At 33.3% G+C, this 23,489-nt stretch carries 23 protein-coding genes; 4 read left to right on the top strand and 19 right to left on the bottom strand.

Annotation, left to right across the window (positions count from 1 at the left end; translation table 11 throughout):
• The gene (locus ABID42_RS06100) at positions 1–1,266 is read left to right on the top strand and encodes a DUF4861 domain-containing protein (protein WP_367282885.1); all 1,266 of its coding nucleotides are present in this window, start codon (positions 1–3) and stop codon (positions 1,264–1,266) included.
• A gap of 325 nt (positions 1,267–1,591) precedes the next feature.
• Here the strand turns inward: ABID42_RS06100 and ABID42_RS06095 are convergent, their stop codons facing one another.
• The 17 genes from ABID42_RS06095 to ABID42_RS06015 all read right to left on the bottom strand — a co-directional run bounded on the left by ABID42_RS06095 (position 1,592) and on the right by ABID42_RS06015 (position 17,567).
• On the bottom strand, positions 1,592–2,689 hold the full coding sequence (locus ABID42_RS06095; RefSeq protein WP_367282884.1) for a sensor histidine kinase: 1,098 nt from the start codon (positions 2,687–2,689) through the stop codon (positions 1,592–1,594).
• A gap of 52 nt (positions 2,690–2,741) precedes the next feature.
• A complete protein-coding gene (locus ABID42_RS06090; protein ID WP_367282883.1) occupies positions 2,742–3,839 on the bottom strand; it encodes a sensor histidine kinase in 1,098 nt (365 codons plus the stop codon).
• 53 nt (positions 3,840–3,892) lie between these two features.
• Positions 3,893–4,993, bottom strand: coding sequence for a sensor histidine kinase (locus ABID42_RS06085; RefSeq protein ID WP_367282882.1), 1,101 nt, complete (start codon positions 4,991–4,993; stop codon positions 3,893–3,895).
• A gap of 42 nt (positions 4,994–5,035) precedes the next feature.
• A complete protein-coding gene (locus tag ABID42_RS06080; protein ID WP_367282881.1) occupies positions 5,036–6,136 on the bottom strand; it encodes a sensor histidine kinase in 1,101 nt (366 codons plus the stop codon).
• A gap of 1 nt (position 6,137) precedes the next feature.
• Positions 6,138–6,857: a LytR/AlgR family response regulator transcription factor gene (locus ABID42_RS06075; protein ID WP_367282880.1), complete on the bottom strand. Its 720-nt coding sequence runs from the start codon at positions 6,855–6,857 to the stop codon at positions 6,138–6,140.
• A 116-nt stretch (positions 6,858–6,973) separates the two neighbouring features.
• A complete protein-coding gene (gene serS / locus ABID42_RS06070; protein ID WP_367282879.1) occupies positions 6,974–8,245 on the bottom strand; it encodes a serine--tRNA ligase in 1,272 nt (423 codons plus the stop codon).
• Between the two features lie 4 nt (positions 8,246–8,249).
• Positions 8,250–8,675 (bottom strand): putative toxin-antitoxin system toxin component, PIN family, encoded by a 426-nt coding sequence (locus ABID42_RS06065; protein WP_367282878.1) that lies wholly within the window; start codon positions 8,673–8,675, stop codon positions 8,250–8,252.
• Complete coding sequence (locus tag ABID42_RS06060; RefSeq protein ID WP_367282877.1) at positions 8,659–8,904, bottom strand: hypothetical protein; 246 nt, start codon at positions 8,902–8,904, stop codon at positions 8,659–8,661. Before ABID42_RS06060 ends, ABID42_RS06065 begins: the two co-directional genes overlap by 17 nt.
• Before the next feature lie 90 nt (positions 8,905–8,994).
• On the bottom strand, positions 8,995–10,353 hold the full coding sequence (locus ABID42_RS06055) for an aspartate kinase (protein ID WP_367282876.1): 1,359 nt from the start codon (positions 10,351–10,353) through the stop codon (positions 8,995–8,997).
• Between the two features lie 19 nt (positions 10,354–10,372).
• Positions 10,373–10,786 (bottom strand): putative toxin-antitoxin system toxin component, PIN family, encoded by a 414-nt coding sequence (locus ABID42_RS06050; protein ID WP_367282875.1) that lies wholly within the window; start codon positions 10,784–10,786, stop codon positions 10,373–10,375.
• Positions 10,783–11,007 carry a DUF8507 family protein gene (locus tag ABID42_RS06045; protein ID WP_367282874.1) on the bottom strand — a complete coding sequence of 75 codons (225 nt, stop codon included), beginning with the start codon at positions 11,005–11,007 and terminating at the stop codon, positions 10,783–10,785. The genes ABID42_RS06050 and ABID42_RS06045 overlap by 4 nt, the downstream gene beginning before the upstream one ends.
• A 75-nt stretch (positions 11,008–11,082) precedes the next feature.
• Positions 11,083–11,559 (bottom strand): 6,7-dimethyl-8-ribityllumazine synthase, encoded by a 477-nt coding sequence (ribH, locus tag ABID42_RS06040; RefSeq protein WP_367282873.1) that lies wholly within the window; start codon positions 11,557–11,559, stop codon positions 11,083–11,085.
• 136 nt (positions 11,560–11,695) lie between these two features.
• Positions 11,696–12,385 carry a tetratricopeptide repeat protein gene (locus ABID42_RS06035; RefSeq protein WP_367282872.1) on the bottom strand — a complete coding sequence of 230 codons (690 nt, stop codon included), beginning with the start codon at positions 12,383–12,385 and terminating at the stop codon, positions 11,696–11,698.
• Between the two features lie 264 nt (positions 12,386–12,649).
• Entirely contained in the window at positions 12,650–13,927 is a 1,278-nt protein-coding gene (locus ABID42_RS06030; RefSeq protein WP_367282871.1) for a murein hydrolase activator EnvC family protein, read from the bottom strand.
• Between the two features lie 15 nt (positions 13,928–13,942).
• Entirely contained in the window at positions 13,943–14,797 is an 855-nt protein-coding gene (gene lolB1 / locus ABID42_RS06025; protein ID WP_367282870.1) for a lipoprotein insertase outer membrane protein LolB1, read from the bottom strand.
• A 41-nt stretch (positions 14,798–14,838) separates the two neighbouring features.
• Positions 14,839–16,575, bottom strand: a complete 1,737-nt coding sequence (locus ABID42_RS06020; protein ID WP_367282869.1) for a tetratricopeptide repeat protein — start codon at positions 16,573–16,575, stop codon at positions 14,839–14,841.
• 206 nt (positions 16,576–16,781) lie between these two features.
• Positions 16,782–17,567: a copper homeostasis protein CutC gene (locus ABID42_RS06015; protein WP_367282868.1), complete on the bottom strand. Its 786-nt coding sequence runs from the start codon at positions 17,565–17,567 to the stop codon at positions 16,782–16,784.
• Between the two features lie 310 nt (positions 17,568–17,877).
• Here ABID42_RS06015 and ABID42_RS06010 point away from each other — a divergent pair, with 310 nt between their 5' ends.
• The 3 genes from ABID42_RS06010 (at position 17,878) to ABID42_RS06000 (ending at position 20,942) form a co-directional block, all read left to right on the top strand.
• A complete protein-coding gene (locus tag ABID42_RS06010; RefSeq protein WP_092018230.1) occupies positions 17,878–18,099 on the top strand; it encodes a DUF2795 domain-containing protein in 222 nt (73 codons plus the stop codon).
• Positions 18,100–18,193: 94 nt separating this feature from the next.
• Entirely contained in the window at positions 18,194–19,651 is a 1,458-nt protein-coding gene (locus ABID42_RS06005; protein WP_367282867.1) for a leucyl aminopeptidase family protein, read from the top strand.
• Positions 19,652–19,727: 76 nt separating this feature from the next.
• The gene (locus ABID42_RS06000) at positions 19,728–20,942 is read left to right on the top strand and encodes an ATP-grasp domain-containing protein (protein ID WP_367282866.1); all 1,215 of its coding nucleotides are present in this window, start codon (positions 19,728–19,730) and stop codon (positions 20,940–20,942) included.
• Between the two features lie 136 nt (positions 20,943–21,078).
• On the opposite strand, the gene ABID42_RS05995 is transcribed toward ABID42_RS06000, so the two are convergent.
• Both ABID42_RS05995 and gldE read right to left on the bottom strand, forming a co-directional pair.
• Positions 21,079–21,981, bottom strand: a complete 903-nt coding sequence (locus ABID42_RS05995; RefSeq protein ID WP_367282865.1) for a hypothetical protein — start codon at positions 21,979–21,981, stop codon at positions 21,079–21,081.
• Positions 21,982–22,003: 22 nt separating this feature from the next.
• On the bottom strand, positions 22,004–23,383 hold the full coding sequence (gene gldE / locus ABID42_RS05990; protein WP_367282864.1) for a gliding motility-associated protein GldE: 1,380 nt from the start codon (positions 23,381–23,383) through the stop codon (positions 22,004–22,006).
• Between the last annotated feature and the right edge of the window lie 106 nt (positions 23,384–23,489).

Below are 23,489 nucleotides of genomic sequence, written 5' to 3'. Positions count from 1 at the left end.
ATGAAACATTTGTCATCACGCAAACTAAAAACAGTTCTAAGCTTTGGACTTTTAAGTTTATCAACAATATGTTATGCACAAAAAAGCAGTGTTGTGACTTTTAAGAATGAATTGTCAAGAGAGAAAAAAGATGAATTAATTGTCTTGAAAAGAGCTTTTTTAGAAAAAAAGCTTGGTAAAATTCCAACATCAAAATATGTAGTTTTTACTTCAGAAACGAAGCAACCAATTCTTGCTCAGTACGACGATATGAATGTTGATGGCAAATGGGATGAAATTGTATTATTACAATCTTTTTCTGCGAAACAAACTAAAGTTTTCAAGATTTCAGTAGCTGATAGACCTGCTACCATTAAAGCGGTTGTGAGAGCTAATGTGCGTCATCGTAGAAAAAATGCTGATGATACTTTCGGCGATATTTTAGAGAAAGATGTTGTAAAAGGAACACAACCAGCTACCGATTTTTCAAAACAACCTTTACCTCCATTTTTAACTGAAGGACCAGCTTGGGAGAATGATAAAGTTGGTTTTAGAGTTTACTTTGATACTCGTAATGCCAAAGATATTTGGGGGAAAACCACTACTCAAATGGTTTTGGATGAAGTAGGAGTAAACCCTGCCATCAATTACCATAACCAAGCAGATTGGGGAATGGATGTACTAAAAGTAGGGAAATCGTTAGGAGCTGGAGCTTTGGCTTTGACCTTCAAAAATGCTTCTGGAAAAGATACTTTGGTAAGATTAGGAGATAATAATTTTGAAGAAGTACAGTATGAAAAAGCAGCAAATGGGCCAATCAGGGCTGTTTTTAGACTAAAATACAAAAACTGGAAAATTGCTAAAAACTTAGCACCAGTACAAATTGAAGATGAAATAAGTATTTGGGGAGGACAGTACTTTTATGAAAGTAAAGTGTCGTTGAAAAATGCACCGGAAGGTGCAATTTTAACGACTGGAATCGTGAATTTGCATAGCAAAAATTCTTATGAACTTGCTTCAAACAAAACGCTTGGGCTTTATACGTATGACCAACAAAGTGAGAATCATGATAATTTAGGCATGGCAATTTTAGTCCCTAAAAGTAACTTAGTGTCGTTCGGACAAACACCCAATGAAGGTGCTAGCATTTTAAATACTTATACTGTCAACTTGAAATTGGTGAACGGAAAGACTTCCTTTAGGTTTTATTCAGGATGGGAAAAAAGCGAAGATTTTTTTAAAACGAAAGAAGGTTTTGAGACATTTCTGAAGCAAGAAATGGAGTAAATGATAGTATTTGAATTATTTTACACATAAAAAATTAGCTTTAATACCAATGGCATTAAAGCTAATTTTTTAATAGGTGTACAAGCCAAGCTCAATTAAAAATGATGAATGGCTAATTAATATCTTGTTACATAATAAAAAGATTATGTATGTCTTGAATATTTTATAGCGTGTAAAGGATATTTAATTGTTTAAATGAAAGGTGTTGAGAGAGTTAAGATGTATGAGTAGAAACTAATCCTCAACAAATTTGTAAACAAATGGAATGTAGAGAGTACTTAATCGACAAACCATGTTTATTTTTCGACGAAATAGTTTTAGAATTCTACATTAATCCCAGCCTTAAAATAATAACATAAGTATCCTTTTTATCATGAATTTCAAGAGAATGATTGTTTGGATATAAAGTGGATAATCTTTTTTTCACATTGGCTAAACCAATTCCACCAAATGTTTTTCTTTGATTATTGGTAGTTAAGTTGGATTTGCTGTTTTCTACTTCAAAATATAGCTTATCATCATCAACTTTAAGAAGTATTTTGATAAAGCTGTTTGAGTACAAATCTCCAATGCAGTGTTTGAAAGCATTCTCCACAAAAGTGATAAGAATCATTGGAGGAATATTTCCATGAATATTACCTTCTATTTCAAAGCTAACTTGCAGCCTTTTAGTATTCCTCATTTTTTCTAATTCAATAAAATTAGATAGGAAATTAACTTCCTTTTCTAAACTAATAGTTGGCTGATTAGATTCATAGAGTACATAATCTAACAAACTAGATAAAGATAGAATGGCATCACTATTCCGTTTATCATCCGTAACAGAAAGACTGTAAATATTATTGAGTGTATTTGTCAAAAAATGCGGATTGATTTGAGATCTTAAGTAGTCAATTTCAACTTGCTTTTTTTCAGAAATGCTTTTGATGAGAGAAAAGATGAGATTAATAAAAAAGGCAGGTAAAGTGGTTAAAAATGTTTTAAGAATTAAAGAAATAATGACGTTAAATTCAAATACACCCCAAAAGCTGTTATAAAATTTACTCGAATAGTAAGGGTATTCAGATCCTTTAGGTAAAAAATCGTAATGAAAGATTAATTGAATCCTAATGTTAAAAACAATTGCCAAACTAATTACAAAGATTGCTCCATATAGAATTGTAGCTAGGTATCTACTCCTGTCACCATTATCCCATAATGGTGAAATTAGATAAACAAAAATGTAGAAAAAGATGGCGTCGGTAAGTGTGTAATAAGAAATGACAACGAAATTGTATTTTGTACTAGTTACAGGAAGTGTCATAGTTTGCCAGAAACCAATAAACATTATTAACCAAAAAATACAATGCAATAAAATTCGCCTCTTAGCTGATATCCCTTCAATTGGATATATTTTTAAAAATAATTCTGCAACTTTTTCCATGTTACTTGATAGGTTTAATCTTATTTATTCATTATCAGGTCTTGTATAGCCTTTAGGTTAATGTTAATTGCAGTTTAGCGATGAATAGATGCTTTTGATTTTCTATTTGAAGAGAATGAGTATTAGGGAAAAAGTTTATCAATCGTTTTTTTACGTTTGCTAAGCCAATACCACCAAATGTTTTTCTTTGATTATTAGTAGTTAAGTCCGATTTACTGTTTTCTACCTCAAAGTATAGCTTATTGTCATCAACTTTAAGAAGTATTTTGATAAAGCAGTTTGAGTACAAATCTCCAATGCAGTGTTTAAAAGCATTTTCCACAAAAGTAATAAGAATCATAGGGGGAATGTTCCCATGAATATCCCCTTCTACTTCAAAGTTTACTTGTAGTCTTTTCGTATTCCTCATTTTTTCTAACTCAATAAAATTAGATAAGAAATTCACTTCCTTTTCTAAGCTGATAGTTGGTTGATTAGACTCATAGAGTACATAATCTAACAAACTAGATAAAGATAGAATGGCATCACTATTCCGTTTATCATCCGTAACAGAAAGACTGTAGATATTATTGAGCGTATTGGTTAAAAAGTGAGGATTGATTTGAGCCCTTAAATAGTCAATTTCAATTTGTTTTTTTTTAGATATATTTTTAGCTAATGAACGAGTGAGTTTAATAGAAAATGCAGGCAAGGCGGTAAGAAATATTTCAAGAATAGCTCTATAAATGGAGCCAGACTTGAAAAGGAATGTATAGTCATTGTAAAATAAAATCATATAACTAAAGTCTACTTTACTATCTTTATGTATATCATTATCAAAAATATATTGAATTCTAATATGAAAAATTATAAATAAACTTACAATTAATGTAAATATGTGTAAAATTGTAGAGATGTATCTATGTTTACGATGTTGTGTCCATGCAGGAATAGTTCTATAAGTTATTACATAAAAAAAGATTATATCAAGAATTACTAAATAAGAAGTTGTAATGAATTTGTAGCTTGTAGGAGCTAATGGAGTCATTAAAGCTTGCCACAAAAATATAAACATCACTAACCAAAAAACACAATGCAATAACCCCCTTTTCTTAGCAGACACCCCCTCAAGAGGATATATTTTTAAAAATAATTCAGCAATTTTTTTCATGATAATTGATAGGGTTTAATCTTATTTATCTATTATTGAGACTTGTATAGCCCTTATATTAATCCTAATTGTAATTTAATTATGAATTGATTCTCTTGATTTTCTATTTGAAGAGAATGTGTATTAGGAAAAAGGTTTGTCAATCTTTTTTTTACATTAGTTAAACCAATACCACCAAATGTTTTTCTTTGATTATTATTGATAGTTAAATTCGATTTGCTGTTTTCTACTTCAAAATATAGCTTATCATCATCAACTTTAAGAAGTATTTTGATAAAGCTGTTTGAGTACAAATCTCCAATGCAGTGTTTGAAAGCATTCTCCACAAAAGTGACAAGAATCATTGGAGGAATATTTCCATGAATATCACCTTCTACTTCAAAGTTTACTTGTAGTCTTTTCGTATTCCTCATTTTTTCTAATTCAATAAAATTAGATAAGAAATTCACTTCCTTTTCTAAGCTGATAGTTGGTCGATTAGACTCATAGAGTACATAATCTAACAAACTAGATAAGGATAGAATGGCATCACTATTCCGTTTATCATCCGTAACAGAAAGACTGTAAATATTATTAAGTGTATTTGTTAAAAAGTGAGGGTTAATTTGAGATCTTAAATAATCAATTTCAACTTGCTTTTTTTCTGAAAAGCTCTTGGCTAATGAACGAGTAAGTTTAATAAAGAAAGCAGGTAAAGCGGTAAGAAATATTTCAAGTATTCCAGAAATAAAGTATCCAGAATTAAAAAAATAAGCATAATCGTTGTAAAACCTTTTCAAATATCTAAAGTCTAGTTTAGTATCTTTTAACAAATCATTATCAAAAATAAATTGAGCTCTAATATAAAAAAGTATAGACAAACTTAAGATTAATGCAGAAATATATAAAGTAGTAGTAATATATTTATACTTATTATAATTTGACCATAGTGGAACGATAATATAAGTTATTGTGTAGAAATAGATTATATTAAGAATTAATAAATAAGAAGCCGTAATAAAATTGTAACCAATACCTGCTAAGGAATTTCCAAAGGTATGCCACAAGCCAACAAACATTACCCCCCAAAATATACAATGCAATAAAATTCTTCTCTTAACAGATACTCGTTCAAGAGGATATATTTTTAAAAATAATTTGGCAATATTTTCCATATTAATTAAAAGGGATACTCATTGTAGTTTAATTATAGTCTTTTAAAACAGTTTTAATTGTAGTTTAATTATGAATTGATTCTCTTGGTTTGCTATTTGAAGAAAATGAGTGCTAGGAAAAAGATTTGCTAAACGTTTTTTTACATTATTTAGCCCAATACCACCGAATATTTTTCTTTGATTATTGATAGATAGGTTAGATTTGCTATTTTCTACTTCAAAATATAGATTATCATCATCAACTCTGAGGAATATTTTGATAAAGCAGTTTGAATATAAATCTCCAATGCAGTGTTTGAAGGCATTCTCTACAAAGGTAATAAGTATCATTGGAGGAATATTTCCACGAATATCACCTTCTATTTCAAAGTTTACTTGTAGCCTTTTTGTATTTCTCATTTTTTCTAACTCAATAAAATTAGAGAGAAAATACACTTCTTTTTCTAAGCTAATAGTTGGTTTATTCGATTCATAAAGTACATAATCTAATAAACTAGATAAAGATAGAATGGCATCACTATTCCGTTTATCATCCGTAATAGAAAGACTATAAATATTATTAAGGGTATTTGTTAAAAAGTGAGGATTAATTTGAGTTCTAAGGTAGTCAATTTCTGTTTGCTTTTTTTCAGAAATACTTTTGATTAGAGAATGAGTGAGTTTGATAGAGAATGCAGGTAAGGTGTTAAGTAAGCTTCCAAGTATGGCTGCAAAAAGAAACTTAGGATATTTAAAAAGATACAGATAGTCTTTGAATTTTTTTTCCAAATGTATAAGGTTTGTTTTAGTATCTTTTATCAAATGATTATCAAAAATAAATTGAACCCTAATACGAAAAATAATTACAATACTAGCAATGAGTATAATGATACTTATGATTGTAGCTAAATATTTATGCTGATAATCATTTTCCCAGAGGGGAATTATTTTATACATTAATAGATAGAAATAAATCATATTAAGAACTACAAAGTACAAGACAGTTATGAAATTGTACCTTAAATCTGAAGCGGGTATCGTCCATACTTTCCACAAGCCCATAAACATTACCACCCAAAAAACACAATGCAGTAAAATTCTTCTCTTAATGGATACCCCCTCAATAGGATAAATTTTTAAAAATAACTCTGTAATTTTTTCCATGTTAATTAATAGGTTTTATCTTACTCATTAGGGTTTCTTTATAGTTTTGTCCCATAGGTATCATTACGTTGTTTTTGAGTTCTATCAAACTGTTACTTCCATCAATGGCAGATATTTTGTCGGTAGCGATGATATAAGATTTGTGTACCCTCATAAAACTTTGAGGAGGAAGAATCTCTACCATCTTTTTCATGGTAATATGTGTGATAATTGGTCGTTCGTTATCAGTAATGATTTTGATATAATCTCTTAACCCTTCTACATAAATAATTTCATTGAAATTTACCTTTATCATTTTACTGCCTTCTTTTACATACACCATAGTGTCTGAAGAATTATGACTGTCTTCATTGTTTGTAGCACTGTATAAACGTTCAACTTTTTCGATAGATTTTTTAAATCTATCGAATGAGATTGGCTTTTTCAGATAATCAATTACATCCAAATCATAGCTTTCTAAGGCATAATCAGCATGGGCTGTCATAATGATTACGTGTGGACTTGGTGAGAGCATCCTGATAAAATCTAGCCCAGATAAATGAGGCATTGAAATATCAGTAATGATTAAATCAACAGTTTGGTGGGTTAAAAAATTGGAGGCTTCAAGGGCGTTATCAAACACTTGAAGGAGTTCTATCGACGAAATTCGTGATAAATAGTTTTTAATGAGGTTTTGGGCAGGTTCTTCATCTTCAAGAACAATGCAACGGAGGGTTTTCATACGTTTAGGTTCAAGTAGATTAATTAAGGTAAGTAAGGGCTTATATTATAGATTTATAGTCATGATTATTTTTTGTAAATCATGACTATAAAAAGGTAATGCGAAAAATATTTATGTTAAGCAATCTCTTCAAAACCACAATAAGGAACAAGTACTTTTGGAATTTTGATACCTGTTTCAGTTTGATTGTTTTCAAGAATCGCTGCTAAAATACGTGGTAAAGCTAAAGCTGAGCCATTGAGTGTATGTAATAACTGAGATTTCCCTTCGGTTTTCATTCTTAATTTCAAACGGTTGGCTTGATAGGTCTCAAAATTTGAAACAGAACTTACTTCTAACCAACGACCTTGGGCGGCAGACCAAACTTCCATATCGTAAGTAAGGGCAGACGTAAAGCTCATATCTCCGCCACATAAACGTAATACTCGGTAAGGCAATTCTAATTTTTGAAGAATACTTTGTACATGTAAAGACATTTCCTCTAAAGCTGCGTAAGAATTCTCAGGCTTTTCGATACGAACAATCTCAATTTTATCAAACTGATGTAAACGATTCAAACCACGAACGTGAGCTCCCCAAGAACCTGCTTCACGGCGGAAACAAGGCGTATAACCAGCATTTTTAATTGGTAAATCGGTTTCTTGTAAAATCACATCACGGTACATATTGGTAATAGGTACTTCTGCGGTAGGAATCAAGAACAAATCATCTTCGGTAGCATGATACATTTGTCCGTCTTTATCAGGCAATTGACCTGTTCCAAAACCAGATTCTTTATTGATTAAAATTGGCGGTTGAATTTCTGTATAACCCGCATTGATAGCTTCATCTAAGAAAAAATTAATCAAAGCACGTTGAATTCTTGCACCTTTTCCTTTGTAAACAGGGAAACCTGCACCCGTAATTTTGTTACCTAATTCAAAATCTATGATGTCGTATTTTTTAATTAAATCCCAGTGAGGTTGTACATTTTCTGGTAAAGTAGGAATTGTTCCATTTTCTAAAACTACTTCATTTTCTTCTGGTGTTTTACCAGCAGGAACACTGCTATGAGGCAAGTTTGGCAATGTAACCAATACTTCATATAATTCAGCTTCGGTACTTTTCAAAACTTCTTCTAACTCCTTAGAACGAACTTTCAAAGCACTGGTTTCGGCTTTAGCCGTTTCAGCTTCTTCTTTTTTACCAGCTTTCATCAAGCCCCCAATTTCTTTGGCTAAGGCGTTCGATTTGGCTAAAGTTGTATCTAACTCAACTTGTGTTTCACGACGTTTCTCGTCTAAAACTAATACTTTCTCAACAATTTCTTCGGCGTCTTTGAAGTATTTGCGTTTCAAGCCTTCAATTGTAGTGGCTTTGTTTTCTTTAATTTGTTGTATTTGTAACATAAGTTTATTCTATATCTAACTCACAAAATTGTCTTGCATTAAGTATTGGAATTTGTTGGTATGGATGAAGCACCAATAAATCTTCATCGCCCGTAATGATAAAATTTGCTTTAGCTGCTATGGCAAGAGATAAAAATTTGTTATCCTTTGAATCTCTACAATCAAAAACAGGGTTTTCAATTTGAATCCAAAGTGCTGCTTTTCTAAAACTACTTAAAAAACCAAATCGAGTTTCGTCACTGAGGTATTTATCAAATTTTCTGCGAAAAAGTACATCGACAAGTTCTGCAAAAGTTTCTTCAGAAGCCAATAAAACTCCATTGCCAAGTGCCTTTTGATATGCTTGTGCTGTAATACTTTTTCCATCAGGTGAAATAACAGCACTTAAAAGTGTATTGGTGTCAAACACGAATTTATGAACGTGATTCATTATCAATTTCTTTTAAAAGCTCATCAAGCATTTGATTCGTTAATCCATTTTGGGAGGATTCTTGTCTTAAAGCGTCGGAGCTTTCTAACAAGTTTTGATTTAAAGAATCTACGAATCTTATTTTTAGGAGATTTTCAATGGCTATCATAGCCGATTCTTTTTCCTTTTCAGAAGCATTCGTGAATGCAAGATAAATTCCATCAGGAATATTTACTGATAATGCTTTCATGACGTATAAAATTTATTTCCACAAAGATAAAAAAAATAGCCGTGCTGGAAACAGGTTTCACAACACGGCTATTCAGCGATGTCGTTATTATTAAGGAGCGGAGAAAATTTCTTTCATCGCATCTTCATATAAAAAGCAACGTTCGTTCAAAGCATTCAAAGCCGCAGCTTTGTTTTTGCCATGAATCAACAAAGTAATATTATGCTCGGAAGCTCCGTAACAAATCATTCTGATTGGAATGTTTTTCATGGCTTCTAATACTTTTAAGGCAATTCCTTCTTTGTCGGCAGAGAAATTTCCTACGATACAAACGATAGTTTGGTCTTTATCACATTCTTCTAAATCAGCGAATTGGCGTAATTCTGCCATGATTTCTTCTAAATGTTCGTCGTTATCAATGGTTACAGAAACGGATACTTCCGAAGTTGTAATCATATCAACTGGCGTTTTGTATTTTTCAAATACTTCAAATACTCTACGCAAAAAACCATAGGCATTCAACATTCTGGTTGAGTGAATGTAAATAGCTGTTAAATTATCTTTGGCAGCAATGGCTTTAATTTCACGGTCAGATGTTTTATCGGCAATCAAAGTACCATAAGCTGCTGGTTCCATCGTGTTTTTTAAACGAACAGGAACACCTTTCATTTTGGCAGGAGTAATAGTACTTGGGTGTAAAATTTTTGCACCGAAATACGCTAATTCTGCTGCTTCTTCAAAAGTCAACTCACGAATTGGGAAAGTTTTCTTTACGATTCGTGGGTCGTTGTTGTGCATTCCGTCGATGTCGGTCCAGATTTGTACTTCTTCTGCCACGATAGCACCGCCAATTAATGAGGCTGTATAATCAGAACCACCACGCTTCAAGTTATCAACTTCTCCACGAGGGTTTCTGCAAATAAAACCTTGAGTAATGAATATTTGCTTGTCTGTTAATTGAGATAAAATTGAACCTAAATTTTCTTCAGTAAATTTCAAAACTGGCTCATTGTCGGCATCAATCAACATAAAGTCTAAAGCAGGCAATAAGGCAGCACTTACACCTTCTTCACGCAAGTATGCTTCAAACATTTGGGTAGAAAGCAATTCACCTTCTGCTACGATTTCTTTTTCTTGTTTTACCGAAAATGGTTTGATATTTACTAAAGAACGAATGAACGAAAACTCTTTTTCAATGATTGCTTTTCCTTCTGCATAACCCGTTTCTGTACTATAAAGCTCCTTGATAAAAGATTCATAGTGAGCATACAACTCATTGATTTTCAGAGTTGCTTCTGCATCATTATTTGCTTTTAGGGATTCTCCGATAGAAATCAAAGCGTTTGTAGTACCCGAAAGGGCAGACAAAACGACAATTTTACGATTACCATCTTCAGTAATCAAATTTTTAATTGAGTGCATTCGCTCGGGCTTCCCAACGGAAGTTCCCCCAAATTTCCATACTTGCATTTTCTAAACGATTGTTTTCTTAAATAATATTTTTAATTTTTTCTAAAAAAGTATCTATGTCGATGATTTCTACTTTGGGAAAATCAATGTCTTTTAATGAGTTGAAATGCTTATCATTCGTGACGATAAAATCTACATTTCCGACTATTGCTGTATCTACAAACTTGTTGTCGTCATAATCATTTTCTAAAAGTCCCCATTTAAAGAAAATCTCATTTTTTTCTACATTTGGCTGTGCAAGCAACATTTCAATGATGTTGTCTGCAATAAAAGTATTTGTCTTTTGCTCAATGATTTCAGCATATTCTAGCAGTAAATCATTACTAATAATAAGAGTAAACTTCTGTTTTAGAAATGCATCAAAAATAGGTCTATACTGAGACTTTTTTCCAATTGAAACGAGTAAAACATTTGTATCTAAGATAATTCTCATGATTCATAAGGCGTTCTTAGATGTTCGTTTGCCCATTCTTTCATTGTATCTTCAGTCCAGTTATTTTCATCCCACAGTTTGTCCATTTCTTCACTTGCTTTCTCAGCAAAGTAATTGCCAAGTAACAGTTTAATTTCAATTAATTGACTATCAGCAATTTTGTAGCTAAACAACTTTACTAATTCTAATTGAAGATTCGTGAGTTTTTGAGCAGGTACCATAATTTCGATTTAATTAATGTGAATAATAAAAACAGAATCAATCTTATGCCTTGATTATAAAAACACACATACTCTTTAAAACGCCAACATTTTCACCGCCGTAATGGCTGCTTCATCGCCTTTATTTCCGTGGATTCCTCCTGCACGGTCTAGTGCTTGTTGTTCTGTATTTGGAGTAAGTACACCAAAGATAACAGGTTTGTCGTATTTTAAACTAACAGTGGTAAGTCCTTGAGCTACAGCATTATTGATATAATCATTATGCTTTGTTTCTCCTTGAATTACACAGCCAATACAAATCACCGCATCAATGTCTGATTTTTGAGCCATCTTTTGTGCTGCAAAAGTCAATTCATAACTACCAGGAACGTTTACTCGGATAACATTTTCTTCTTTTGCTCCGTAGGCTAAAAGTGTTTTGTGCGCTCCTGCCGCTAGTGCATTTGTTACTTCTTCGTTCCACTCTGCTACTACCATTGCAAATTTTTTATCACTTACATCTGGTAAGTTTTCAGTGGAAAAAATACTTAAATTTTTATGTGCTGAAGACATGATTTATACGGGCTTTAGGCTATAAACTTTAGGCATTTTTATTGACTAAGCTTTAGCTTATGGACAAATGGTACAAAAAAAGGGATAAGAACCTTATGCTCTTATCCCTTCTGTATCAATATATTGATTGATTTCTTTATTCAGAGACAGAGCCTTCTAACACCGCTTTATATTTCTTAGCGTTGATGGATTCAGATGACTCTGAATATTTTTCTACGATTTCTGTATAAACAGCTAAAGCTTCTTTTTCTTCTTTATTTGCTTCGTAAGCAGCAGCCAACTTCATTAAATAAGTAGGCGTAAAGAACTTATTGGCTTTATATTCAGCCGCTTTTTTGTAATAATCAATAGCATCACTGTATGCTTTTTTCTCTGTATAAGCATCACCGATTAAAGAATAAGCACGAGCTTGCACCAATAAATCTGAACTACTGAATGATTTTAATTGATCAATTGCTGCATCGTATTTACCTTCTTTCAAGTTGGCAACACCTGCATAAAAGTTGGCTAAGTTTCCAGCATTTCCACCGAAATCATCCGCTACTTTAGTCAATTCTTTTGCTGCTACTTTATTTGAATCTGCTTCAAATTGATAAACTGCATTGAATAATTTTGCTTGACCTTCCTCATCCTGAATAGTAGCATAATATTTATAGCCAAAGTATCCTAATACTACTACGACTAATACACCAGCAACACCTGCAAATAATCCTTTATTGTTATCTACAACGTGTTGTACTTTATCAAGATCGTTTCCTAACTCAGTTTTCAATCCTTCTGCACTTTCCAAAAACTCGAGGGGTGTTTTTTCGTCTTTCTTTGTCATTGTTGGTTTTTATCTTTATTTGTTGTTGGTTATTTGTCTTTGTATAATGGATTGATAATGAGTTTACAAAGCAAATAACTAATCATTTTTTACTAGCTTCAAAATCGGATTGCAAAATTAGGAAATCTCTTGGAACTTTAAAGGTTTTTGTGTAATCTTTTCAAGGCTAATTTCAAAACTACCTAAAATAATGGAAATTAATGAATTATTTGCCCAAGTTTTTCGCTTAAACACTGCAATTCTGCTGAATTAAGGTGTTGAAAACTATTTTTGTCGAAGCCAGTTTTCTGGGTTTTGTTTGTCAAATGTTTTCCAAACTTGAAAATTTAATTCGGAAGTTCCATCTGTGTCTGAAGCTACTTCCCCAACTTTTTGTCCAGATTGTACTTTTTGTCCGTTTCTTACCGAAACATTTGAAAGTTTACTGTAAATGGTAAAATAGTCGCCATGCTGAACGGCTACAACCATATAAGTACCCGGAATTGAAACGACAGATTGCACTACACCATCATAAACTACTCTTACATCATTGCCTGCACTTGTCTGAATATCAATACCATTATTGTTGGTTCTTACTCCTTTTAAAACAGGATGATTATGCACGCCAAAGCGACTAGCAATAAAACCGGAATTAACTGGCCAAGGCATTCTGCCACGCAAGGCTGAAAAGGAACTTGCCAATCTTGTTTCTTCAACATTCATAGCAATGGCTTGTCTGTTTGAAGGTACTTTTTTGTTACTTTGGCTACGCTTATTTGCCAATAATTCACGCTCTTGCGAACGTTTAATTTCACGTTCTACAATTTTGGCAATCATTGTTTCCAAACGTTCTACTACTTTTTTATTGGCTTCTAGTTGCGCTCTTAATTTTTTCTCTTTCTGGCTTAATTCTGTTACAACTTCAGTTTGCTTGCCTTTTAATACTTGTAGGTTTTGTGTTTCTGTGATTTTTTCACGCAAAACAGCATCTTGCTCTTGCTTTTTTTGTAAAATCTTTACTTGTTCAGTCAATAATTCAGAGCGTACTTGTTGAATTAAAAGTGCCTGTTTTTCACGAGCGGTAGAGTATTGTTGAAGATATTTATAACGACGAATTAATTGATTGAAATTACTTGAAGAAAACAAGAAACTAAGTTTATTGACTTTATTACTGGTTTTTGCTGCAGTAAAAACCATTTTAGCATATTCTGCTTTTAGTTTTTCGAGGTTGCCCGAAAGTTCTCCTGTCGCTTTTTTTAACTCTTCGGCTTCGTTTTGAAGTAATTGTTGATTTTCAGAAATAATGTCAATCTGTTTGGCTTGCTTATCAATTCTTTCGCCTAATGCGTTGAGTTTGCCCACGCTTGCTTCTTTTTTTTGTTCAGTCTTTTCAATGATTTTATTGATTTCCTGAATTTTCTGCAAGTTTTCTCGCTTTGCTGCTTCTAATTTTCTCTTTTTATCCTGAGCAGTCGATAGGTTCGGAACGAAATATAACAAAACAAGAAGCAGTCCTGAAACGAATTTCAGGGCTGCTTGATGATGCTTGATATGTAAATTCAACTTTTTGATAAAAGATTAATTTTTATTTAATAGTTTTTCAGGTACTCTGAAAGGAAATTCCAGCGGAGTATCTAGTAGTTCAACCTTAGTATGTTTAATGTTCACAAGCGTTTGATACATTTTTTGATCTTCTTTCGATTGATAATCTAAAGTAATTAAACTTGACTGAGGAAACAAAAATTGATTCAAGGTTGTAAAGTCATCAAAGTCTAAAGTTAATTTATTACTTGTATCTTCCTGAGTAAGTAGGATTTTTTTTAGCTTTTTATTTTCACCAATGTAATTATCAATCAATACTTTGTTTTCTTGTTGTTTTAATAAGTAGTACTCATTGCTACGAGTTACTCTTGATTTATTCTTTTTGAAAGGACGGTTTCCCACCACCAAGGCTTGAAGAATATCATAATTTACATTGAAATTGAATTTTTCTGCAAAGCTTGAATAGGAATATTCCTTGTATTCGCCATGATATTTATCGTATAGTTTCACCAAACTATCGTTGAAAAGTGCAGTAGCCACAGTAATGCCGAATGCAGAAACATTCATCCAAATTAAACTGTCTTTACGCATTCTGATATCAACTGTAAAGCTTTGATTATCTTTTGTCGATTTGTACGAAACCTTTGCTTTTGCCTTTAAATATTTGAAGTCAATTTCATCAATTTTTACTTTTTCTTCGTCTGTTGTTTCTGTAGCTACAACTGGTGGCGTAATTACAGGTTGTGTAACGAGCGAATCATTGATAGGTTTAGATTCGGCTAATTTTAGCGAATCTATGACTTGAATATCGGAAGTTTTACTGATATGCTGACGTTTACAAGAAGCAATAAAAAATGTAAACGCTAAAAGAATTAATGAGTAATGTTTCATATTTTAAGATTATGTAATTAATAGCTTGATGATTAAAATCCTTATTCTATTAATTTCATTTCTGCAATTTTTTTATCGATTAAAGTACTGGTTGAGCCAATGGTTTTTGCTTTTTTCCATTGTTCTACCGCTTTTTCTTTCTCTCCTAATTGAAAAAGCACATCTCCATAATGCTCTACAATCGTGCCACTGTTACTTTTATTTTGAACAACAGCTCTTTCTAAATAAATACGAGCTTTGTTGTAGTCTTTCATTACATAAAGTACCCAAGCATAAGTATCCAAATAAGTCCCATTGTCGGGATGTTTTTCTACAAGTCGAGCGCCCATTTCTGCGGCTAATTCCATTTTTTCTTTTCTCAAGGATAGAAAATAGGTATAATTATTCAACACATGGTCATTATTTGGGTCAACTTTTAGGGCAGCTTCGTAGGCTTCATCTGATTTTTGATACTTGCTTAAACTATTATATGTATCGCCCAAAAGTGCGTTGATGTGCTGAACTAATTCAGAGCCTTCAGGCGTGAGTCGTCTGGCTTCTTCTAATGATTCTGCGGCTTTGTTATGATTTCTTTTTTGATAATATGCCGAGCCATTCAAATACCAAAATGCTGCTTGATTTGGAAATACTTCAATTGCTTCTTCGCTGTGAACGATGGCACTGTCGATTTGTCTTAATTTAAAATCAATATTGATGATATTTCCCCAAACTTCATTGATAGATTTATCTAATCTTGCGGCTTTCACATATTCATCTCTTGCTGATTTTTCATCGCCTTTTTGGAAAAGTAAATCGCCATAAATCGCATGAGATTTTGGGTCTTGAGGATTGGTCTTCACCAAGATTTTTACCAAATTGAAAGCAGTTTCTTTTGATTTTTCATCTTTCGCCGTGTTCATGTAACCAATCAAAATACGAGCTTTCGTCGTAACATCAAGGCTGGCATCGGCAAAAGCTAATTCTAATTCACGATTACATTTTTCAATTTCCCCTTTTTCCTGATACAATTGCGCCAGCATAATATGTGCCTGTGCATTTTCAGGATTCATTGTTAATATTTTCTCAAGATATGGAATAGCTTGATCATTGCGTTTGTTAGACATCAACAATTCTGCTTGGTCGATATTATAATCAATCTCTTCTGGGTCTGAAGCAATAAGTTTTTCACCTTCTTTGATGGCGTCCTCTACTTTGCCCATTTTCACCAAAACCATTTGTTTTTGGCGAGTAATTTCTTCGTTAATACCAATGATTTTCTCTGCACGATTATACGATTTTATCGCTTCGTCTAAATGATTATCAAAAATATAAACGGCAGCCTGCGCTACATAAAATTCAGATTTTGAAGGATTCAGCGCAATTAAACTTTGATAGATTTTAGCTGCAGCATCATATTTTTGTTTTCTAACATACAAATCAGCCAGCAATTCTCCATAAGTTTCGTTTGTTGAATTTTGCTGAAAAGCTTTTTCTGCATAAACAATGGCTTTGCTTTCGTCTTTCAATTTTAAATAATTGTTCGACATAGCATATAAAATACCACTATTATCAGGAACGATGGCCAACGCTTTTTCGTAAGCTTCAATAGCTTTGTCATAATCTTCCATCATATAGAATTTCATCCCTTCCGTAAAAAACGATTCGGCTTCAAGCAATTGTGCTTGCGATGTTCCTTCTTTTTTCTTAGAAGATTCACGTTTTTGAGCATACGAAAACTGCGCAATTACCAAGAAAGTAACGAGCAAAGAAGTAATATATCGAAGATTGAAAGTCATCATTAAGTATGTAGCATATTGAAGAAATAAAATACTGCTAAAGTGTTTTGGCTATATCAGCGGTTTTATTTCTTCAAAGTTAAGTAAAATCTGTTTATCCGTTGTTGAATAATATTGTATCAAGCCTAAAACGAATATATTTATCATTAGGTATATCGAAAAGAAATACTTCTTCTTGCTTTTTTCAAGAAAGATAAATTGGAGATTCTTTACTCGTTTGGCTGATAAGCTTGGTCAAGTAATTGAACAACCGCTTGTATTTTTTGGCTATCAGAATAGGCAATTTCATATTCAGGAACTGCTGGCAAACCGCCCATTGCGATGCCTTCTTTTCGATAAATCATGGCTGAATCTTTGGTAGATTTTCCTGTTAAATGAATAGCATCAACGCCAGTTTGAGCAATTGTTAGGGCATTGTTTAGGTTTACGCCACTTCCCACCATGATTTGTATTCTACCGTTTGCTTGTTTGACCAAATTAGCAATTTCTTCGATGCCATCAATGGCGATATTTTTTTGTCCCGAAGTTAAAACTCTTGTACAACCCGCTTCAATAATGGCTTCTAATGCTTCAGCATAATTGGGCGTCATATCAATTGCTCTGTGGAAAGTTACTTGCAAAGGTGCCGCTAGTTTTACTAATTCAGCGGTTTGTTGAATATTTACTTTGCCGTCTGTTTGTAAAATTCCTAAAACGATGCCAGCACAACCGAGTGTTTTCATTGAAAGAATATCAGCTTTCATAACTTCAATTTCTTCGTTGCTATAACAGAAATCTCCACCACGTGGGCGAATCATAGCGTGTACTTCTATGTTTACTTTTTGAGTAACCATTTTCACTAAACCAGCCGAAGGAGTAGTGCCGCCTTCAAACATTGAACTACAAAGTTCTATTCTGTTGGCTTGGGCTTTTTCGGCTGCAATACACGATTCAAAAGAATAAGCGCATACTTCTACAAGTGTTTTTTTAGATAAAGTAAGGTTGGGGGACTTCATTGTAATAAATTTAATGTTTATTTAATCTCTTAAAGTAAGAATTAAGTATTTTGTTGAATTTCAGGATAATAAATGAGTTTGGGTACAAAATTGTAAATAATTATAGCTTTAAGTGTACTTTTTTCAAATAAATTTAGTTAATTCAACACAAGATTTTTCAGAAAAAAGTTTTTCGTAAATAAAAAACGCATACTTTTGCAATCCTGAGAAAAAAGGGAATAAAAAAAGCTAAAAAGTAAGCTGATAAGTATCTTATTTTCAGGATTTTATTTTTAAAATTAGTAATTAATTGTAATCAAATTCATATAATATGTACTGGACACTTGAATTAGCATCCTACCTAGAAGATGCTCCATGGCCTGCCACGAAAGATGAACTAATCGATTTCGCTATCCGTACTGGATCGCCACTTGAAGTAGTTGAAAATTTGCAAGAATTGGAAGACGATGGTCAACCTTATGAAAGCATCGAAGAAATCTGGCCAGATTATCCTACTAAAGATGATTTCTTCTTTAATGAAGATGAATATTAGCATTGGATATTAAGAGTTATCACGAAGTGCCACCTGTTGAGGGTGGCACTTTTTGTTGATACCTAATTTCATTTCACCATAACTGAATATTAACATGAATAATATTAAAGTTAAACTCGTCGCTCAATTCCAGCCTGAACATAAAGCTATTATTTTGCCGATACTTCAAACAGAAGAACTTTCAGTTGAATTAGCGCAGATTGCTGAAACGTTTGGAATTGACGCTCTTTTACTTCAATCAGATTTTAAGGCGGATTTGAAGGAAATACATTCATTCTATTCGACTGATAATCAAAAAGTTATTTTGTTGGGTTTGGGTAAAAAATCCAATTCTTCAGAAATTATTCGTGCTTTTAGAACGCTGATTCATCAGCACAAAAGCAAATTGCCGAATGAAATAACGATTGATGCACGAAAGCTTCCTGAAACTTGGATTGAATTTATCGTAAACGGATGTTTTTTGGGTACTTATGATTTGCGTTTGTACAAAACGGATGAAAAAGTAAGTATCCCACTTTTAGGAAACGATGGCGTTTTGAATGTTCTTACAGAATCGAAAAATGCAATAACTTTCATTGAAAAAGGAAAAGCCATTGCAGAAACACAAATGCAGATTTTTGATTTGATGAATGCGCCCGCAAACAAAAAATCTCCGCATACTTTGGCAAAATGGGCTGTGGCTTCTGGCGAAAAGTACAATTATTCTGTAAAGGTTTTAGAACGACAACAATTGAATAGCCAAAAATTAAATGCGCTTTTGGCTGTTGGACAAGGCAGTGAACATGCTCCGATGTTGATTATTATGGAATATCATTCACCAAAGGCCAAACAAACTGTTGGCTTGGTTGGCAAAGGAGTAACTTTTGATACAGGTGGCATTTCGATAAAATCTTCAACGAATATGCACTTGATGAAGTCGGATATGGGTGGAGCCGCCGCTGTTTTTGGTGCGATAGAATTAGCTGCAAAACTTGAGTTGCCCGTTCATTTAATTGGAATTGTACCTGCTTGCGAAAATGCGGTGGATGGAAAATCGTTCAAGCCAAGTGATGTGATTAATTCTTATTCAGGAAAAACGATAGAAGTTATTGATACTGACGCTGAAGGTAGATTGATTTTAGCAGATGGATTAAGTTATTTGACTCGTAATTTCAAAGTCGATACCATCATTGATTTAGCTACTTTAACAGGAAGTTGTATTGCTACTTTGGGTTATTATGCGGCGGGAATGTTTACGAATAATGATGAATTGGCGGATACTTTAACCGAAGCAGCTAACCAAACTGGCGAGCGACTATGGCGTTTGCCTTTGTGGGATGTTTATAAAGAAGATATTTCTTCGGATATTGCCGATGTACGTAATTACTCTGGGAAACCAATGGCGGGTGCTATTTCTGCGGCAAAATTTTTAGAAGTATTTACAGATAATCACCCAAATTGGGCGCATCTGGATATTGCAGGAACTGCTTTTGGCGACACAGATTTTGCACCACAAAGAGCCGGAACGGCTTTTGGAGTAAGATTATTAGTCGATTTTTTAATGAAAATATAGTACATAGTTTCTTGGCTTAGTCCTTAGATTTTATTAATTTTAGTTAATTCCGAAATCTATGTAAATCCTAAAAACTATGTCTTCAACGCTTTCTTTTCTTTGTATTTCAACTTATTTTAAAGGGAATGAGTTTTTGCGAGCCTGCAAGCAAGCAGGAAATAAAGTGTATTTACTGACCAATAAAAAGCTAGAGTATAAACCTTGGGTAAGAGAATTTATTGATGAAATATTTTATGTAGAAGAAAAAGCGGATGGTTCTATTGATATGAATGAAATTATTTTAGGTTTAGCCTACATGATGCGTTCAAGAAAGGTTGATAGAATTGTTGCTTTAGATGATTTTGATGTAGAAAAAGCAGCTCACCTTCGTGAACACTTTAGAATTCCGGGAATGGGGCAAACCACAGGGCGACATTTTAGGGATAAACTGGCAATGCGCATGAAAGCGCAAGAAGCTGGCATAAAAGTACCGATGTTTTCAAGCTTGTTTAATGATAACGAAATCTTTGAATTTACCCAAAAAGTACAATATCCATGTGTTGTAAAACCTCGCTCAGAAGCTTCTGCAACGGGTATCCGAAAAGTATATAACTCGGGACAATTGTGGGAAGTAGTTCATTATTTGGGCGATCGCCGACATGAGTATTTGGTAGAACAATTTAAACCCGGTGATGTTTTTCATGTTGATTCACTTTCATTAAATGGGGAATTTATATTTTCTCGCTCAAGTCAGTATTTATCAACTCCGATGGAAGTTGCGCATGGCGGTGGTATTTTTCGCTCGGTGACAGTTCCTATCGGTTCAGCACTAGATGTTGAACTTCAAGAAGTAAATGCACAAGTAATGAAAGCTTTTGGCATGAATTACTCTGCCACGCATTCTGAATTCATCAAAGACCATGAAACTGGCGAAATTATATTTCTAGAAACTGCATCCAGAGTTGGAGGGGCAAATTTGGCGGAAATGGTTGAAGCTTCTTCGGGAATTAATTTGTGGCGAGAGTGGGCAAATATAGAAACGGCTGTTGCGAAAAAGGAAGAGTATGTTTTGCCGACTTTTGAAAATCTTTATTCAGGAATTATTATTTCTTTGACAAGACAACAATACCCAAATTTAGCCGACTTTGATGTGCCAGAAATTTGTTGGCGAATGAATGAAGAATATCACATTGGAATGGTTGTTAAATCTGAAAGTCGTGAAAGAGTAATTGAGATTTTAGATGATTTCGCTCAAAAAATTTACCAAAATTTTCATGCTTCGGCTCCTGTTCCCAACAGACCAACACATTAAGTACTTCAGTACAAGTTATCCGTTATCTGAAAACTGTTAATAGTTTGTCCTTCAATAAATTGGTAAAAATAAGATGCCTGAAAACTTTTGAAAAATACTTAATAAAAAGGCGGAAACCACATTGGTTTCAGCCTTTTTATTTTCTTTTACTTTGATACAAATGCACTGGAATTTTATTGTCGCTTTCTTCACTAATAGTATAAAAGCTTGAGCCATCGCTACTAAAGCAAATGCCTTCTCCTTGCGGTTCGGCAGTGTAGGGCAACAAACTTGCGGCACGCTTCAAAGCTGAAGGAATACTTTCATTACTTTGTCGTCGCCAATGAAAAACTTGCAGATAATTTTTGATGAGTATTTCCTGATTATCCGAAGAAATACTTCCATCTGTAATATAAAATGCTTGATTTGTTCCTAACGAAAATGATACTTCTTCTACAAATTCAGCGGTCATTGTTTGGGTAAACGACTGTGGATAAGCAAGTCTATAAAGTCGCTGATTTTTTTCTCGCTTACTCAAAATATAAATATCCTTACTTTGCTGGTCAATCAACATACACTCTGCATCTTTCGCTCCATCAGGATATTTAAAAGTAATTTTTTGAACATTACTTAAAGTATTCACTGCTTGGGTACTTCCTGTAATTGTTGGTTCGGCTACACGATAAATGGCATAATCTTCATATTGAGCATTGTTATCACCAATTTCACCGATATATAAATATGAACCTTCAGTAAAAGTAGCGATTGCGATTGCTTCCCAATCACGATTTGTAGCACCTTCTAAATTGAACTGAAATAAACCTTTTCCATTTTTATCAATCAGGAAAATCCTGTTTTCGTCACCGCTGTCGTTATGTGTCCAGAGATAATCTTTATTTTTCTGACTAGCAATTAAACCTGAAGCTTCGTCGATTGCTTTATTTTCGAGTAAGCCAGCATCAGTAGGATTATCGAAATTATCACTGATTGTCGGTGTCGGATTTGGCTTTTTTTCACAAGAAAACAAAGCCATTAAAAGTAGCATAATAAGCTTTTTCATATTGAGATTGATCTTGAAAAGCCTATTCACTTTCCTTTGGTGGCGTATTTGTATTGATTTCTTCTTCTACTTTGGGCGTTACTTTTACTTTTTTGATTCTACGAGTATCGACTGAAGAAATTCTGAATTTATATTTTTCGTATTCAATTTCTTCGCCAGCATGTGGTAGTCTTGTGAAAAGTTCAATCAAAAGTCCCGCAAGCGATTCACTGTCTTCTCTGGCTTTATCAAAATAATCATTATCAAGCCCCAAAGCACGACAGACATCATTTAAAGAAACTTTTCCTTCAAACTCAAAAGAACCATCGTTAAATTTCACATAACCTAAATCTTCTACATCCGATTCATCATGAATATCGCCTACAATTTCTTCGATAATATCCTCCATCGTCACAATGCCTTCCGTTTCTCCATATTCATTGACTACCACTGCCATGTGTACTCTTTTCTCTTGAAAATCATAGAGTAAATCATCAATTTTTTTACTTTCTGGAATGAAAAAAGTTTGATGCAACAAATCTTGCCATTTAAAATGTTCGTCTTTTTCAAGATGAGGTAAAAGGTCTTTGATGTACAAAATACCTTCTATTTTATCAATGGTTTCTTTGTAAACGGGAACTCTCGAATAGCCAGATTTATTGATTTTATCCATCAATTCGTGGAAGTCGAAAGCAATATCAAAAGCAGTAATGTCTCTTCTTGAACGCATTACACTTTTTGCCGAAGTACTTCCAAAGTTTACAATGCCTTTTAAAATGTCTTTTTCTTGTTCTGATGTGTCTGTACCCGTGGTAATTTCTAGGGCATGATTTAGTTCGTCGGCAGTGATGGTATAACCTTTTCTTTCTACTCTTTTTTCGATAACATTACTTATTCCTAATAAAAGCGAAGAAAGAGGTTGAAAAACGATGGTCGCAATTTCTAATAATGGAGCGGTGATTTTGGCAAAGCGAAGGTTGTTTTGTTGCGCCCATACTTTAGGAATGAGTTCTCCAAAAAATGTAATGATAAAAGTAACACCTACTAAAAGGACTAATGTAGCTACTAATCCTTCCTTTTGTTCTTCACCAACTACTTGTTCGGTTACATAAGTAGAAATGGTAATAAAGGTAATGTTGACTAAATTGATGGAAATCAATAAAGTAGCAAGAAGTAACTGTGGTTTGTCTAGTAATTTAGAGATTTTTCGTTCTGTTCCGCTGTCGCTATCACGGCAAGCAGCACGTTCTTCGGCAGATAATGAAAAGAATGCAACTTCAGAGCCAGCCAATAAAGCTGATAAAATTAATAAGCCCAATAGAATCAAGGCATTGATTCCATAAACGCTATAAGAAGAGGTGCTTTCAACTTGGGCTAAAAGCACCAAAATCGGGTGAGGTTCGTCGGATAATCGGGTTTCCAAAATATAATGGGTTTTAGTTTCTAGTGATTAAATTGAAATGATTGGTAATTAAGCATTTTCAGGCTATCTTTTTTGATAGTTTCGAATGAAAAATATTAATTACCAA

The sequence above is a fragment of the Arcicella rosea genome (assembly GCF_040543805.1).
GTDB lineage: Bacteria > Bacteroidota > Bacteroidia > Cytophagales > Spirosomataceae > Arcicella > Arcicella rosea.
Note: the sequence above shows the minus strand (reverse complement) of the source record. Positions and strands in the feature narration are given on the sequence as shown.

Bases quoted from the DNA above. Each gene is read 5' to 3' on its own strand.
- ABID42_RS06080 (WP_367282881.1), bottom strand. From the start codon at position 6,136: ATGGAAAAAATTACAGAGTTATTTTTAAAAATTTATCCTATTGAGGGG.
- ABID42_RS06020 (WP_367282869.1), bottom strand. From the start codon at position 16,575: ATGATGACTTTCAATCTTCGATATATTACTTCTTTGCTCGTTACTTTC.
- ABID42_RS06100 (WP_367282885.1), top strand. From the start codon at position 1: ATGAAACATTTGTCATCACGCAAACTAAAAACAGTTCTAAGCTTTGGA.
- ABID42_RS06095 (WP_367282884.1), bottom strand. From the start codon at position 2,689: ATGGAAAAAGTTGCAGAATTATTTTTAAAAATATATCCAATTGAAGGG.
- ABID42_RS06010 (WP_092018230.1), top strand. From the start codon at position 17,878: ATGTACTGGACACTTGAATTAGCATCCTACCTAGAAGATGCTCCATGG.
- serS (WP_367282879.1), bottom strand. From the start codon at position 8,245: ATGTTACAAATACAACAAATTAAAGAAAACAAAGCCACTACAATTGAA.
- ABID42_RS06055 (WP_367282876.1), bottom strand. From the start codon at position 10,353: ATGCAAGTATGGAAATTTGGGGGAACTTCCGTTGGGAAGCCCGAGCGA.
- ABID42_RS06050 (WP_367282875.1), bottom strand. From the start codon at position 10,786: ATGAGAATTATCTTAGATACAAATGTTTTACTCGTTTCAATTGGAAAA.
- ABID42_RS06005 (WP_367282867.1), top strand. From the start codon at position 18,194: ATGAATAATATTAAAGTTAAACTCGTCGCTCAATTCCAGCCTGAACAT.
- ABID42_RS06015 (WP_367282868.1), bottom strand. From the start codon at position 17,567: ATGAAGTCCCCCAACCTTACTTTATCTAAAAAAACACTTGTAGAAGTA.
- ribH (WP_367282873.1), bottom strand. From the start codon at position 11,559: ATGTCTTCAGCACATAAAAATTTAAGTATTTTTTCCACTGAAAACTTA.
- ABID42_RS05995 (WP_367282865.1), bottom strand. From the start codon at position 21,981: ATGAAAAAGCTTATTATGCTACTTTTAATGGCTTTGTTTTCTTGTGAA.
- ABID42_RS06060 (WP_367282877.1), bottom strand. From the start codon at position 8,904: ATGAAAGCATTATCAGTAAATATTCCTGATGGAATTTATCTTGCATTC.
- ABID42_RS06065 (WP_367282878.1), bottom strand. From the start codon at position 8,675: ATGAATCACGTTCATAAATTCGTGTTTGACACCAATACACTTTTAAGT.
- ABID42_RS06085 (WP_367282882.1), bottom strand. From the start codon at position 4,993: ATGGAAAATATTGCCAAATTATTTTTAAAAATATATCCTCTTGAACGA.
- ABID42_RS06000 (WP_367282866.1), top strand. From the start codon at position 19,728: ATGTCTTCAACGCTTTCTTTTCTTTGTATTTCAACTTATTTTAAAGGG.
- ABID42_RS06035 (WP_367282872.1), bottom strand. From the start codon at position 12,385: ATGACAAAGAAAGACGAAAAAACACCCCTCGAGTTTTTGGAAAGTGCA.
- ABID42_RS06075 (WP_367282880.1), bottom strand. From the start codon at position 6,857: ATGAAAACCCTCCGTTGCATTGTTCTTGAAGATGAAGAACCTGCCCAA.
- lolB1 (WP_367282870.1), bottom strand. From the start codon at position 14,797: ATGAAACATTACTCATTAATTCTTTTAGCGTTTACATTTTTTATTGCT.
- ABID42_RS06090 (WP_367282883.1), bottom strand. From the start codon at position 3,839: ATGAAAAAAATTGCTGAATTATTTTTAAAAATATATCCTCTTGAGGGG.
- ABID42_RS06045 (WP_367282874.1), bottom strand. From the start codon at position 11,007: ATGGTACCTGCTCAAAAACTCACGAATCTTCAATTAGAATTAGTAAAG.